Raw genomic sequence first — 13660 nt, forward strand, 5'->3', positions numbered from 1 at the left:
ACGAGGCCGGTACGGGGCCGGCCCGGGGTCAGTACGGCGTCAGTACGGCGTCAGTGCCAGGGTCCTGTCACCGCGAACGTGGTCCCCGGCGCGTAGGCGTTCACGTACATCGTCCGCCCGTCGGGGGAGAAGGTGACCCCGGCGAACTCCCCCCACTCCGGAGCCCCCGGCCGGCCGACGTCCTCGGCGTTGCGGGCCATCGGGTAGACCTCACCGCCCACCGTCACCCCGAACACGTACTGCGCGCCGCCGCCGTCCTCACACACCATCAGTCCGCCGTCCGGGGCCAGGCAGATGTTGTCGGGGGAGTCCCCGGGCAGGGCGATGTCGGCGGCCGGGCCGAAGAGCACGTCCAGGCGGATCGTGGAGCGCCGCGGGTCGTGGAACCACACCTGCCCGTGGTGGTCGGCGGCCGCGCCCTCGCCGCTGCGCGCGAAGCTGGACACGAAGTGCACCCCGCCGTCGCCCCAGTAGCAGCCCTCCAGCTTCTGCGCGTGGGTGATCCCGTCCGGCCCGAAGTCCTGGAGCCGGATGGGCGTTCCGGCCGCCGACGGGTCCGGAACGGGCACCCACTCCACCGGGAACACCGCCCCGGGCTCGTCCACCACCGCCAGGTCCGCGAGCCCCGGCACCCGCAGGGCCTCCAGCCGGCCCCCGGCCCGCAGCGAGCCGAGCCCGCCGAGCGGCCGCTCCGGCAGGAACCGGTAGAACAGCCCGAACGGCTGGACGAAGGCGTCCTCGGTCTCGTAGACGACCCCGCGGTACGGGTCCACGGCGACGGCCTCGTGCGCGAAGCGACCCAGCGCGGTGAGCGGGACCGCGCCCGAGCGGTGCGGGTCGGCCGGGTCCACCTCGAAGACGTAGCCGTGGTCGCGGGTGTAGCCGGAGGTGCCCGCGCGGTCCTCGGTCTCCTCGCAGCTCAGCCAGGTGTTCCAGGGGGTGCGGCCGCCCGCGCAGTTGACGGCGGTGCCGGCGAGGGCGACGCGCTCGCCGGTGACCCGCCCGGCCGCGTCCAGTTCCAGGGCGGTGCAGCCGCCGAGCGCCCGGGCGTCGTAGGTCAGTCCCGGGACGGCGGGGACGCGCAGGGCGGCGGTGGTGCGGTTCTCGTGGTTGCGGACGAGGCGCACGCGGCCGCCGCCGGCGTCGAAGGCGGCCATGCCGTCGCAGTTCGCGGGCACGGTCCCCTCGCCGGAGCGCAGCGGCTCGCCGGCCCGGGAGAGCACCCGGTAGGTGAATCCGGCGGGCAGGTCGAGCAGCCCGCGCGGATCGGCCACCAGCGGCCCGTACCCGCGGTCGGTGCGGGGGGTACGGGGCCGCGGGGCCCGGGCGGCGGCGGCCCGGGAGCCGCCACCGGCGAACAGGGCGCCGAGCGCCCCGCTGAAGGCGATCCCGCCCGCGGCGAGCAGGCCGCGCCGGGTGACGGCCATCGGCTGCTCCCGGGGCGGCATCAGAGCGACGGCTTGGGGCGGGTGGTGCCCGGAAGGCAGGTCACCGCCCGGTTGAACGTTTCGAACAGGCCGTCGGGATTCTTCTTCCAGAGCCACAGGTGCAGGGCGTAGTGCACCGGCTGACCGGGGAAGTTGCCGGGCTTGGGGCCCTTGAAGGGGATGCCGAACATCGTGGGGCGGTCGTCGTCCGTCGTCAGCTTCTGGTCGCGGTCGTAGCGCAGCCACTGGACCGCGACGAGGCGCTTGCCGCCGCGTCCGTCGTCCTCGTAGAACAGCGCGGCGGGCTTCGCCGGGTCGAGGGAGTTGTCGTACGTGTGGTTGAAGTGGGGGTAACCGAGCGCGCCCGGGCCCGCCTTGTTTACGACGCAGTACTGGTCGGGCTTGTAGCCGTCCGCCACGGCGTTGGCGTGCACCTGATACCTGGCGGTCGCGGCGTACGTACGGGCCAGGTCGCCCTGGGACCGGCCGGGGCCCGAGTCCGCGGCGGCGAGCGGAGCGGTGGCGGCCGCGAGGGTGAGCGAGGCGGCTGCGGTGAGGGCCAGGGCGAGACTACGGGCCATGCGCGGGCTCCTTGTGACGGGCTGGCTGGGGGCACCAGCAGCCCTTCCCCGGGCCGCCCGGCCCGCCACACACTCGGCCCGGACGGGCGACCGCCGATCGGCTGACGGTCGGCCGGACCCGTACCCGGGCCCGCCCCGGCACCCGGCGCCGCCGGCTCACTCGAACGGGAAGGGCGCCGTTTCGCGACGCATCCGCGCGGGGAACCGGTGTTGTCCCCAGCAGACGAGTGCGACGGAGGGTGCGGACCATGGCGCAGCAGGATGCGGCACCGGACGGCGGCGGAGAGCTGCACGAGATCGTGTCGGCCGTGTCCCGGGGCGCACCGGAGTACCGGCAGTGCCCCCATCCGATGTACGCCGCCCTGCGCGAGCAGGACCCGGTGTGCCGGCTGACCCCTCCCCACGGGATCGAGACGTATCTCATCACCCGTTACGACGACGCCCGCGACGCGCTGTCGGACCCCCGGTTCAGCAAGAACATGCACGGCGCCATCGACACGTACCACGCCGTGTACGGCAGCTTCTTCGACGCGCTCGACGACAACGTGCTCTTCTCGGACCCGCCCCGGCACACGCGGCTGCGCCGCGTCCTGCGGAGCGCCTTCACCCCCCGGCGGGTGGAGCAGATGCGCCCGAGGATCACCGAGATCGCCGAGAACATCCTCGGCGAATGCCGCACGGCGGGCACGGTCGACCTCATGGCCTCGTTCGCGTTCCCGCTGCCCGTCGCGGTCCTGTGCGAACTGATGGGCATCCCGCAGGAGGACCGCCCGGAGATCCTGGAGCAGTTCGCGGTGGTGACCCGCTCCCGGTTCGACCCCAGCAGGAGGGCGGAGCTGAAGGCGGCCGAGGAGGGCCTGCAGCACCGGCTGGAGCGGCTCATCTCGGACACGCGCGCGCACCCGTCGGACTCCTTCCTCAGCGACCTCCTCCAGGCGGAGGAACGGCTGGAGGACCCCGAACTGGTCGCGTCGCTGTGGGTCCTGTTCTTCGCCGGCCACAAGACCACCGCCTACCAGATCGGCAATTCCGTCCTCAACCTGCTGCACCACCCCGATCAGGCGGCGCTGCTGCGCCGGGACCCCGCGCTCATCCCGCGCGCGGTCGAGGAGATGCTGCGCTTCGAGGGATCGGTGGAGACGTCGACCTTCCGGTACGCGGCGCGGGAGGCCGAGATCCGGGGCACGCGGATCCCCGAGGGCTCCCTCGTGCAGATCGCGATCTCCTCGGCCAACCGGGACCCCGAGAAGTTCGACCTCCCCGACGAGCTGGACGTGACGCGCGAGGGACTCCAGGGCACGCACCTGGGCTTCGGGCACGGGACCCACTACTGCCTCGGGGCGCCGCTGGCGCGGCTCGAACTCGAGATCGCGCTCGCCACCCTCCTGCGGGAGTTCCCGGACATGGAGCTCGCGGACGCGCAGGAGACCGGGCGGGCGTGGCTCAAGGGTCCGGTGCCGGCGTTCCGGGGCCTCGAACACCTCCGGCTCGTCCTCGAGCCGCGCCGCCCCGGCGCTGACCCGGGCGAGGCGTCCCTGGCCTCCGTGGCCTCCGGCAGGTAACCCAGACCCGATGGGCGGTGGATCGGCATGACGGATTCCGTGAGTACCTCCGCACTGCGCCTGCTGGGGACGCCGGCGGACGAACTGCGGATCGCCGCGGTGGGCACCAGCGCGGTCATCCGGGTCGCGCGGGGTTCCTCCGCGTCGGGCACGGGCGCGGCGCGCGCGGCCCATTCGAAGATCGACATGCATCATCACTTCTGCGCGCCGCAGTGGCGCGACTGGGCGGCGCACCACGGACTGATCACGCCGGAACGGCTGCCCCCGTGGGCCCGGTTGGGCACCGACGCGGCGATCCGCTTCATGGACGACGTGGGCATCACGACCGCCGTCCTCAAGCCGATGCTGCCGGCGCGCTACCGGTCGTCCGCGCAGCTGCGCGAGGCCATCAACATCACGTTGCAGTCGATGATGGAGGTGGCGCAGTCGCATCCGGGACGGTTCTCGTACTACGTGCCGCTGTTCCTGGACGACCCGGAGGCCTCGTCCTGGGCCGTGCGCCGCGGGCTCGGGCAGCTCGGAGCCGTCGGGGTGAACGTGACGGCCAACTACGGGGGCGTCTACCTCGGCGATCCCGCCTACGACCGGCTGTTCCACGAGTTGAACGCGTACTCCGCCGTGGTGGACACCCACCCGCACAACCTCCCGGACGGCCCGCTCGGCCCGCCCGTCGCATCCCGCCCGCCCGGTCCGCCGGGTCCGCCCGTCGCTTCCGGTCCGCCGGGCGCATCCCGTTCCCCCGGCCCGCCCGGTGCGTCCGGCCCGCCCGGTGCGTCCGGCCCGCCCGGTGGGTCCGGCCCGCCCGGTGGGTCGACGGTTCCGGGGATCCCGAACTTCATGTGCGACTTCCTGCTGGACACCACGCGGGCCGCCGTGAACATGATCAGCCGCAGGACGCTGGACCGCTTCCCGGACATCTCCGTGGTCCTGCCGCACGCCGGAGGCTTCCTGCCCTACATCGCGACGCGCTTGCAGGCCCTCGGGCGGTTCTGCGAACCGCCCGTCGAACCCGCCGCCGTCCGTGACCACCTGAGCCGTTTCTACTACGACACGGCCGGTCCCATGGCGCCCGCCGCGACCCTGCTGGAACACGTGCCGGCCGACCACGTGCTCTTCGGCACCGACTGGCCCGCCGCCCCCGCCGACACGGTCACGGACCTGGCGCTCCCCGCCCTCGAAGCCGATCCGGCCTTCACGCCGGAGCAGCTGCGGGGGATCTACCACGACAACGCGATGCGCCTGATCCCGCAGTTGGCGACCGCCTGACGGGGGTGTGGGCCGCGAGGTGCGGCCCGCACCCCCGCCGGAGCGGGAGCGATCAGACGAGCTCCGCGCTCAGGGTGATCGTCGTACCGGTCAGGGCCTGGCTGACCGGGCAGTTCTTCTTGGCGTCCTCGGCGGCGGAGGCGAAGCCCTCCGCGTCCAGACCGGGGACCTCCGCACGGACCGTCAGGTGGATGCCCGTGATGCCCTCGCCCGGCTGGAAGGTCACATCGGCCTTGGTCTCCAGGCGGGTGGGCGGGGTGCCGGCGCCGTCCAGGCCGTGCGAGAGGGCCATCGAGTAGCAGCTGGAGTGCGCGGCGGCGATCAGCTCTTCCGGGCTGGTCTTGCCGTTCGCGGCCTCGGCGCGCGAGGGCCAGGAGACCTCGAACGAGCCCCGGCCCGAGGAGTCGAGGCTGACCGTGCCGGCGCCCTTGAGCAGGTTGCCTTCCCAGACGGTGTGCGCGGTACGCGTGGTGGCCATGGTGATCCCTTCGAAGATGTGGCAAACGGCCGGGCTCCCGAAGGGACCCGGCGTCCCCAAACCTACTGGGAGACCAGGGGCTTCGCGTCGCGCGCCAGCGCGGTGAGCCGCGATATGGCGCGGAAGTACTTCTTCCGATAGCCGCCGTTCAGCATGTCCTCACTGAACAGCCGGTCGAAGGGGACTCCGGAGGCCAGCACCGGGATCTCGCGGTCGTACAGCCGGTCGGCCAGTACCACCAGGCGCAGCGCCGTCGACTGGTCCGGCACCGGGCCGACGTCGGTCAGGCAGACCGCCGTGAGGCCGTCGGTCAACGCGCCGTAGCGGCTGGGGTGCACCCTGGCCAGGTGTTCGAGCAGGCCGGGGAAGTCGTCCAGGCTCGCGCCCTCGGTCGCGTACGCGGCCTTGGTGACCTGCTCGTCGGAGAACGGCGCCGGAGCCTCCGGCAGACCGCGGTGGCGGTAGTCCTGGCCGTCGATCCGCAGCGGCCGGAAGTGCGCCGACAGCCCCTGGATCTCGCGCAGGAAGTCGGCGGCGGCGAAGCGGCCCTCGCCGAGCTTGCCGGGCAGCGTGTTGGAGGTGGCGGCCAGCGCCACACCCTGCTCGACGAGGCGGCTGAGCAGCGAGGACACCAGGACGGTGTCGCCCGGGTCGTCGAGCTCGAACTCGTCGATGCACAGCAGCCGGTGTCCGCCCAGGGTCTGCACGGTCTGCTGGAAGCCGAGCGCGCCGACCAGGTTGGTGAGTTCCACGAAGGTGCCGAAGGCCTTGAGCGCGGGCTCGGCCGGGGTGGCGTGCCACAGGGAGGCCAGCAGGTGGGTCTTGCCGACGCCGTAGCCGCCGTCGAGGTAGACCCCGCGGGGCCCGGTGGGGGCGGCCGGCTTCTTCGCGAACCAGCGCTTCTTGCCGGCGCCGCTGGCGTGCGCGCCGCCCAGGCCGGCGGCGAAGCCGCTCAGCACGGTGACGGCCTCGGCCTGGCTGGGCTGGGTCGGGTCCGGGTTGTACGTGTCGAAGCGCACCGAGTCGAACCGCGGCGGCGGCACCATCTCGGCCACCAGCCGTTCGGCGGGCACCCGCGGCTCGCGCGCGCAGAGGGCCTGGGGCCCCGCGTCGGCTATGGGGGGCCGGCCGGAGGTGTAACCGGAGGTGGAGAGAGATGTTGACACAGCTCTTAACTCTACGGGGCGTGGCACACTGCACCGATGCGACGCCTGTTCCCTGTGACCGATCAGACATCAGCCTCGCCCCAGGACCGGGCCGACCGGGAGTGGTCGCTCGACGAGCTGGCGGAGGCCTACGCGTATCCCGCGCTGAAGGCGGACGGCCACTGGCTCCGGGCCAACATGGTCTCCACCCTGGACGGGGGCGCCCAGCACGAGGGCCGCTCGCAGCCCATCTCCGGCGAGAGCGACATGCGGATCTTCGGCACCCTGCGGGCGCTGGCCGATGTGGTGGTCGTCGGCGCGGAAACGGTTCGCCAGGAGGGCTACCGCCCGGCCCGCGCCCGGGAGGCCTTCGCCGCCCGCCGCGCCGCCTCCGGACAGGGCCCGGCCCCCGCCATCGCCGTGGTCACCGCCAGCATGGACCTGGACTTCTCGCTGCCCCTGTTCACCTCCCCGCTGGTGCCGACCCTGGTGGTCACGGGGGCCGCCGCGCCCGCCGCCCGGGTGGCCGAGGCCGCACGGGCCGGAGCCGAGGTCGTGGTGGCCGGTGACGGTGCGGGCGTGGACGCCGCCCGGGCGGTACGGGAACTCGCGGCGCGGGGGCTGCGCCGCCAGCTCACCGAGGGCGGGCCCCGGCTCCTGGGCCAGTTCGTGGCCGCCGACGCCCTGGACGAGCTGTGCCTGACGATCTCCCCGATGCTCGTCGCGGGAGGCGCCCAGCGGATCGCCGGCGGCCCCTCCGTCACGGTTCCGCACCGGCTCGCGCCCGCCTGCGTACTGGAAGAGGCCGGGTTCCTCTTCACGAGCTACCGTCGGATCTGACAAGACGCGGAATTTGTCGTTCCGCTTTGCTTCCGCTGGGCACATAACTGGGCAGGTATGTCTGCGCAGGGCCCCGTGCGACAGCGGGGCAGGATGGTTTCCGCAGGGGTCGGCCGGCCGGCCTCGGCCCATGAAGGAGAGGGCGTCCGTGTTCACGAGCGTATTGATGATCGAGCAGCCGCTGACCGCGGTGGACGTGGACTTCGTCACCAACCTGCACGGGGACGACCCGGTCTCCTTCATCGTCCTCATGCAACCCCGGGGCGACCAGGACCGACTGCTGCGCGCCATCGACGACGTAGCGCTCGGTGAGATTCCGGAGGCCATCCGTGAGGGTGACGAACCCGAGGGCGAGGCCGCCCTGGGCCCTGCCGCGCACGCCCTCGCGCACTCCTTGAACGCGCTGCGCGCCAAGGGCGCCAACGCCGTCGGACAGCTCGTCGAGGACCACCCGCTCGACAAGCTGAAGACCGTCGTGGACGAGCACCAGGCCGACGAGGTGATCGTCCTGACCGCCCCGCACTTCGTGGAGGAGTTCTTCCACCGGGACTGGGCCTCGCGCGCCCGCCACAAGGTCGGCGTTCCCGTGCTCAAGCTCTTCGCCCACAACGAATAGGCTTGGGGCCAGTCAGAGCCTCACGCGCACCCGCAAGACACACGATCCTGGAGCGACCTGAATGAAGCCCGGCCTGCCGACCGCCATGGAACGGCCCCACTTCATCGGCATCGGCGGCGCCGGCATGTCCGGCATCGCGAAGATCCTGGCCCAGCGCGGAGCGCACGTGGCCGGCAGCGACAGCCGGGGCGACTCCGAGACCGCCGAGGCGCTGCGCGCCCACGGCGCCACGGTCCACGGCGGACACGCGGCCGGGAACCTCGCCGCCGACTCCACCTGCGTGGTCGTCTCCAGCGCGATCCGCGCCGACAACCCCGAGCTGGCCCGGGCCGCCGAGCTGGGCATCCCCGTCGTGCACCGCTCCGACGCGCTGGCCGCCCTGATGGACGGGCTGCGGCCGATCGCCGTCGCCGGCACGCACGGCAAGACCACCACCACCTCGATGCTGGCGGTGTCCCTCTCGGCCCTGGGCCTGGACCCCTCCTACGCCATCGGCGGCGACCTGGACGCCCCCGGCTCCAACGCCCACCACGGCGAGGGCGACATCTTCGTCGCCGAGGCGGACGAGAGCGACCGCACCTTCCACAAGTACACCCCGCAGGTCGCGATCATCCTCAACGCGGAGCTCGACCACCACGCGAACTACGCCTCCATCGACGAGATCTACGAGTCCTTCGAGACCTTCGTCGGCAAGGTCGTGCCCGGCGGCACCCTCGTCGTCGCCCACGGCCAGGAGGGCGCGGCCGAGATCGCCCGCCGCGTCGCCGGCAAGGAGGGCCTCACCGTCGTCACGTACGGCGAGGAGGAGGGCGCCGACGTCCGCATCACCAAGATCACCCCGCGCGGCCTGACCAGCGAGGTCACCGTGATCCTGGACGGCCGGATGCTCACCTTCACCGTCTCGGTCCCCGGCCGCCACTACGCGCACAACGCCGTCGCGGCCCTCGCCGCGGGCGTGGCGCTCGGCATCCCGGCGCACAACCTGGCGAGCGCGCTCGGCAAGTACACCGGCGTCAAGCGCCGCCTCCAGCTCAAGGGCGAGGCCGCGGGCGTCCAGGTGATCGACTCCTACGCCCACCACCCCACCGAGATGACCGCCGACCTGGAGGCCATCCGCGGAGCCGCCGGTGACTCCCGGATCCTGGTCGTCTTCCAGCCGCACCTCTTCTCCCGCACCCAGGAGCTCGGCAAGGAGATGGGCCAGTCGCTGGCCCTCGCCGACGCCTCCCTGGTGCTGGACATCTACCCGGCCCGTGAGGACCCGATCCCCGGCGTCACCAGCGAGCTGATCATCGCGGCGGCCCGGGCGGCGGGCGCCGACGTCACCGCCGAGCACGACAAGGCGGCCGTCGCCGACGCCATCGCGGGAATGGCGAAGCCCGGTGATCTCGTTCTCACCATGGGCGCGGGCGACGTCACGGACCTCGGTCCGGCCATCCTCGCCCGGCTGTCGAGCTGAAGGTACGAGGGAGCGGGAGAGTCATGTCCTACGAGGTCGAGAAGACGGACGAGCAGTGGCAGGCGGAGCTGACCCCGTCCGAGTACCAGGTACTGCGCCTGGCGGGCACCGAGCCCGCCTTCCGCGGTGAGTACACGGACACCAAGGCGGAGGGCGTCTACTCCTGCCGCGGCTGCGGCTCCGAGCTGTTCCGTTCGTCGGAGAAGTTCGACTCGCACTGCGGCTGGCCGTCCTTCTTCGACCCGAAGGACACCGACGCGGTCGAACTGATCGCGGACACCTCGCACGGGATGGTCCGCACGGAGGTCCGCTGCGCGAAGTGCGGCTCGCACCTGGGCCACGTCTTCGAGGGCGAGGGCTACTCGACCCCGACGGACCAGCGGTACTGCATCAACTCGATCTCCCTGCGCCTGACCCCGACGGAGGGCTGACAGGCCCGCGCGCCCGAGCCCCGGACCCCGATGGGTCCGGGGCTCGGGCGTACCCAGGGCGGTGCGAGCCCGCCGGCGACCGCCCGCGCCGTGTGGAATCCGAGGAGGCCGCCATCACGGGGCGGGCGGTCGTACGGCGGTGCCGGTACGGTGCGGCGGCAGCCAGAAGCAGGACGCGGCCAGCAGCGCCGCCGCCGCAGCGCCGGTCAGCACGGGGACGTTCCCCAGCCAGGCAGCCAGCGCGCCTGCGGACAGGGCCCCGACCGGGACGGTGGTCAGGAGTGCCGCCTGGGCGAAGCCGGCGACGCGGCCCTGGAGGTGGTGCGGGGCGATCAGTTGCTGGGTGGTCGTCATGGAGATCGCCCAAACGGTCGCCGCGATGCCGAAGACCAGCTGGTAGGCGAGCAGCGCGGGGAAGGCGAGCCCCAGCGACGCCGCCGGAACGAGGAAGATCGCGAGGGCCGCCACCACCGCGCAGATCCGTGTCGCCCGGTACAGCTCGACGGATGTCGCGAACCGGCCCGCGAGCAGGACTCCGGCTACGGTGGCCACGCTGAACGCGGCGTATACGATCCCCAACTGCCATGCAGGAAGGGCGAGTTCGCGATTCGCGTACACCACGAAGAGCGCGTCCGCAGCCCCGCTGCCGAGGTTGAACCCAGCGCCCGCGAGCACCTGCCGGCGCAGCACCGGTTCCGCCCGGACCACCGCCAGCCCTTCGCGGAGCGCGGCGAGCCGGGGGCCCCGGCGTCCGGCGGGCTCGGCCGGTCTGTTCAGTGACGCGGGCAGGGCGAACAGCAGCGCGGCCTCGACCGCATAGGCGGCGCCGCCGGCCAGCAGGGCGGAGGACGCCCCGACGAGACCGACGAGGACGCCGCCCAGGGCGGGCCCGCCGATCATGCCCGTCGTACGGGCGCCGGTCAGCGCGGAGTTGCCGGTCAGGAGCTGCTCGGGGCCGACCACTCGGGGCAGCGCCGCCTGGAGCGCCACCGAGAGGGTCCAGGTCAGCGCGCCCGACAGGGCGGCCACCACGTACAGGTGCGGCAGAGCGAGGCTCCCGAGCGCCTCGGCGAGCGGCACCGAAGCGACGACCACCACCTGGAGCGAGGTGAGCGTGACGGCCAGGGTGCGCAGCCGGGCCCGGTCGGCGAGCACGCCGGCGAGGGGGCTGAGCACGGCGCCGGGGAGATAGGTCAGGGCGAGCAGTGCCGACGCCCCGAACGGGCCCGCGTCCAGCCGGGTCACGGCCAGCATCGCCAGTGCCAGCGCGGTGATCTGCCGGCCGACGGAGCTGGCCGCCTGTTCGCCGCAGAGCAGCAGGAACGGGCGGTGCCGCCGCAGCGCACCCCACGGCGTGCGGCCCCCGTCGGCGGCCGTGGACTGGGGGCGGGCCGGCGACGGGGTCACGGGTCAGACGCTCGTGCAGGGGACGGGCCAGCGGCGCAGGCGCGGCGGCAGTGCCACCACCCACCCCTGCGTGACCAGGACGAGACGTTCGTCCGCCAGCAGGGACACGGCCTCGCGCCGTGTCGCGTCGAGCTCGTCGAGGGCCGTGGGCTCCTGCACGGCGTGGAAGGCGCCGAGCAGTGAGGGTTCGTCGATGGTGAACCGCGCCGAGGCCGAGGGGTCCCTGCGGTCCATGACCGTCACGAAGTCCGGCCCGCGGCGGTGGTACAGCAGGCCGTACGCGTACCGGGACCGCCACACGGCCGCCCCGTCGGACCTGCCGGACCCGCCCGGGCGGTCGGGCCGGGGGGCCGGCGGCGGGAGGTGGTGCAGCAGTCCGGTGTCGAAGGGCAGGGCGTCGCTGTCCGGGACCCAGCGCACCGTGAGCGCCTGACTCTGGCAGTCGCGCAGGAAACGCACGGCGTCCGCCGCGCCGCGTCCGCCCGCGCCCAGCGGCAGCGGCTCGTCCACCACCACCTGCCCGCCGGTCATCGGGCCACCGCCCCGGTGTCGGCCCCCGCCCCGGCCCCGTCCGTGACGGCGACCGTGCGGACCGGAGCGTTGCGCAGCGGCAGGGACACGTACGACCGTCCGTCGAAGAACAGCAGTCCCAGCGACACGCCCTCACCGAGCCACTCCGTGAGCCGTTCCGGGGGGACCGGACGTCCCTCCTCGGTGAGGAGCCGGCGCAGGGCGGGCCCGGAGCGGCCGTGTTCCAGGTGCCGGAAAGCGGCGGCCTCCCAGCCGCCCAGCCGATGCGTCCGGGCGGGCCATCCGTGCCGCCGGTCGTGCACCAGCAGGCCACCGTCCGCGCCGGGTTCCATCAGCAGCGTCGAACCGGCGTGCCCGGCCCGCCAGTCCGCAACGGCCCGTGCGAGCCGATCCTCCGTCCTGCCGCCGATCCCGCGGGGCGGCGTGTCGAAGAGGTACACCAGATCGGCCAGTTCCTCCTCGGGGAGGTCGTACACGTGGCCGTACATCTCGGCGGGGGTCCGCTCGGCGAAGCCGAGGGCGGGATCGGCGAAGTGCGGGCTGAACCGCTCCAGTTGGATGCGGAACGCGCCGCCCGGTGGTTGCAGGTGGACGAGCGCCGGGAACTGGTCGACGATCGGGTCGTAGTCGTCCGCCGTCTCGCCCGGGAACCCGTACAGGTAGTTCCACGTGCACGTGAGCGACCGGTCGGCGCATTCCCGGAGCGTGCGGACGTTGCGGGAGCCGGTGACGCCCTTGTCCATGAGGCCGAGGACGCGGTTGCCCAGGCTCTCGATGCCCGGTTGGATGTGCACCGCTCCCGAGCGGGCCAGGAGCGCCAACTGGTCCGTGTTGAGGTTGGATTTGACCTCGTAGTGCATCAGGAGGTCCCAGCCGCTGTCGGCGGCGAGCGGCAGGAAGTCCGTGAAGTACGCCATGTCGATGATGTTGTCGACCGTGACGACGTCGAGGATCCGGTGCCGCCGGACGAGCCGGTCCACTTCGGCCCACAACTGCTCACCGGGCTTGGCGCGGAACGCCATGGCCGAGCCGTTGAGACCGCAGAACGTGCAATGGTGCTTCTCGCCCCACCAGCAGCCGCGTGCGCCTTCCACGACCAGTTTCGGACGGACGTACTCGGCCACCGGGGAGGCGTCGAGCTCCGCCTGCCAGATGTCGTAGTCGGGCGAGGCGATGTCACGCGGCGCCACCGTACGGCGGGCCTCCTCGTTCGCCCGCGAGGTCCCGCCGTCCCACCAGCACAGGCCCGGTACGTCGACGGGCGGGGTCCCGGCGTCCAGATGGGCCAGCAGGGCGGGGAACGCGTACTCCCCCTCCCCGCGCACCACGTGGTCGACGAAGGGATGGTTGCGGTGCAGGGCGTGGCCCATCGGCCCGTCGCAGTTGCTGCCGCCGAAGACCACGGTGAGGCCGGGACGGCGGCGCTTGAGCTCGGCGGCGAGTGCGAGCGAGGCCACGTTCTGCATGAACGTGCTGGTGAACCCGACGACGTCCGGGTCCTCGTCGAGGATCTCCGAGGCGCTGCGGGAGATGAAATCCGCCGCGTGGACCCGCATGGCGTGCGCCTTGTCCACCGGGACCCCGCGCCGCTCCGCGTACGCGTCGAGCCGGGCGACGCCCCAGTCGGGGTCCGCGTAGAGCACGCCCGAGAAGACCCAGTCGCCGAGTCCGTCGAAGATCGAGTCGCTGCCCACCTCGGCGTGGTCGGCCGGGCGCAGCAGGCCGTCCGTCCGCTCCAGCAGGAACTCCGCCCAGCGCAGCGAACCGTGGAACTCGTGGATCTCGTCGCAGGGCCGGGTGCGGGTCAGGAGTGAGTGCAGCAGGCCGATCTGGAGCGAGGGAAGGTCGAGCGGCTGCCAGGGCATGGTCACCAGATGAACGCGCATGCGGCCCTTCCCGCCCGGGCCCGCTCCGTCC

The 13660-nt window shown here is 73.0% G+C and carries 13 protein-coding genes; 6 read left to right on the plus strand and 7 right to left on the minus strand.

Features of this window, described 5'->3' with window-relative positions; translation table 11 throughout:
* Window positions 1-50 precede the first annotated feature (50 nt).
* Window positions 51-1427 carry an alkaline phosphatase PhoX gene (locus OG594_RS33225; protein ID WP_266606080.1) on the minus strand — a complete coding sequence of 459 codons (1377 nt, stop codon included), beginning with the start codon at window positions 1425-1427 and terminating at the stop codon, window positions 51-53.
* Window positions 1428-1447: 20 nt separating this feature from the next.
* The gene (locus tag OG594_RS33230) at window positions 1448-2008 is read right to left on the minus strand and encodes a hypothetical protein (protein ID WP_266606081.1); all 561 of its coding nucleotides are present in this window, start codon (window positions 2006-2008) and stop codon (window positions 1448-1450) included.
* Window positions 2009-2256: 248 nt separating this feature from the next.
* Between OG594_RS33230 and OG594_RS33235 the strand changes: the two genes are divergently transcribed.
* Window positions 2257-3570 carry a cytochrome P450 gene (locus tag OG594_RS33235; protein WP_266606082.1) on the plus strand — a complete coding sequence of 438 codons (1314 nt, stop codon included), beginning with the start codon at window positions 2257-2259 and terminating at the stop codon, window positions 3568-3570.
* Window positions 3571-3609: 39 nt separating this feature from the next.
* A complete protein-coding gene (locus tag OG594_RS33240) occupies window positions 3610-4836 on the plus strand; it encodes an amidohydrolase family protein (protein ID WP_266606083.1) in 1227 nt (408 codons plus the stop codon).
* Between the two features lie 52 nt (window positions 4837-4888).
* Here OG594_RS33240 and OG594_RS33245 read toward each other — a convergent pair whose 3' ends face one another.
* Window positions 4889-5314, minus strand: a complete 426-nt coding sequence (locus OG594_RS33245; protein WP_266606084.1) for an OsmC family protein — start codon at window positions 5312-5314, stop codon at window positions 4889-4891.
* Between the two features lie 62 nt (window positions 5315-5376).
* Window positions 5377-6480 (minus strand): cell division protein ZapE, encoded by a 1104-nt coding sequence (gene zapE / locus OG594_RS33250; protein ID WP_266606085.1) that lies wholly within the window; start codon window positions 6478-6480, stop codon window positions 5377-5379.
* Window positions 6481-6516: 36 nt separating this feature from the next.
* On the opposite strand from zapE, the gene OG594_RS33255 reads away from it, so the two are divergent.
* From OG594_RS33255 to msrB, 4 genes are all read left to right on the plus strand, one after another.
* Window positions 6517-7299 (plus strand): pyrimidine reductase family protein, encoded by a 783-nt coding sequence (locus OG594_RS33255; RefSeq protein ID WP_266606086.1) that lies wholly within the window; start codon window positions 6517-6519, stop codon window positions 7297-7299.
* Window positions 7300-7447: 148 nt separating this feature from the next.
* The gene (locus OG594_RS33260) at window positions 7448-7915 is read left to right on the plus strand and encodes an indole-3-glycerol phosphate synthase (RefSeq protein ID WP_266606087.1); all 468 of its coding nucleotides are present in this window, start codon (window positions 7448-7450) and stop codon (window positions 7913-7915) included.
* 61 nt (window positions 7916-7976) lie between these two features.
* Complete coding sequence (gene murC / locus OG594_RS33265) at window positions 7977-9374, plus strand: UDP-N-acetylmuramate--L-alanine ligase (RefSeq protein ID WP_266606088.1); 1398 nt, start codon at window positions 7977-7979, stop codon at window positions 9372-9374.
* Between the two features lie 23 nt (window positions 9375-9397).
* Window positions 9398-9805: a peptide-methionine (R)-S-oxide reductase MsrB gene (msrB, locus tag OG594_RS33270; RefSeq protein WP_266606089.1), complete on the plus strand. Its 408-nt coding sequence runs from the start codon at window positions 9398-9400 to the stop codon at window positions 9803-9805.
* Between the two features lie 114 nt (window positions 9806-9919).
* Here the strand turns inward: msrB and OG594_RS33275 are convergent, their stop codons facing one another.
* From OG594_RS33275 to OG594_RS33285, 3 genes are read right to left on the minus strand one after another with little or no spacing between them, the layout of a single operon-like run.
* On the minus strand, window positions 9920-11212 hold the full coding sequence (locus OG594_RS33275) for an MFS transporter (RefSeq protein WP_266606090.1): 1293 nt from the start codon (window positions 11210-11212) through the stop codon (window positions 9920-9922).
* Between the two features lie 3 nt (window positions 11213-11215).
* A complete protein-coding gene (locus OG594_RS33280) occupies window positions 11216-11743 on the minus strand; it encodes a DUF5825 family protein (RefSeq protein WP_266606091.1) in 528 nt (175 codons plus the stop codon).
* Window positions 11740-13629 (minus strand): RiPP maturation radical SAM C-methyltransferase, encoded by a 1890-nt coding sequence (locus OG594_RS33285; protein ID WP_266606092.1) that lies wholly within the window; start codon window positions 13627-13629, stop codon window positions 11740-11742. The genes OG594_RS33280 and OG594_RS33285 overlap by 4 nt, the downstream gene beginning before the upstream one ends.
* Window positions 13630-13660 lie beyond the last annotated feature (31 nt).

It is taken from the genome of Streptomyces sp. NBC_01214, from assembly GCF_026340975.1.
GTDB lineage: Bacteria > Actinomycetota > Actinomycetes > Streptomycetales > Streptomycetaceae > Streptomyces.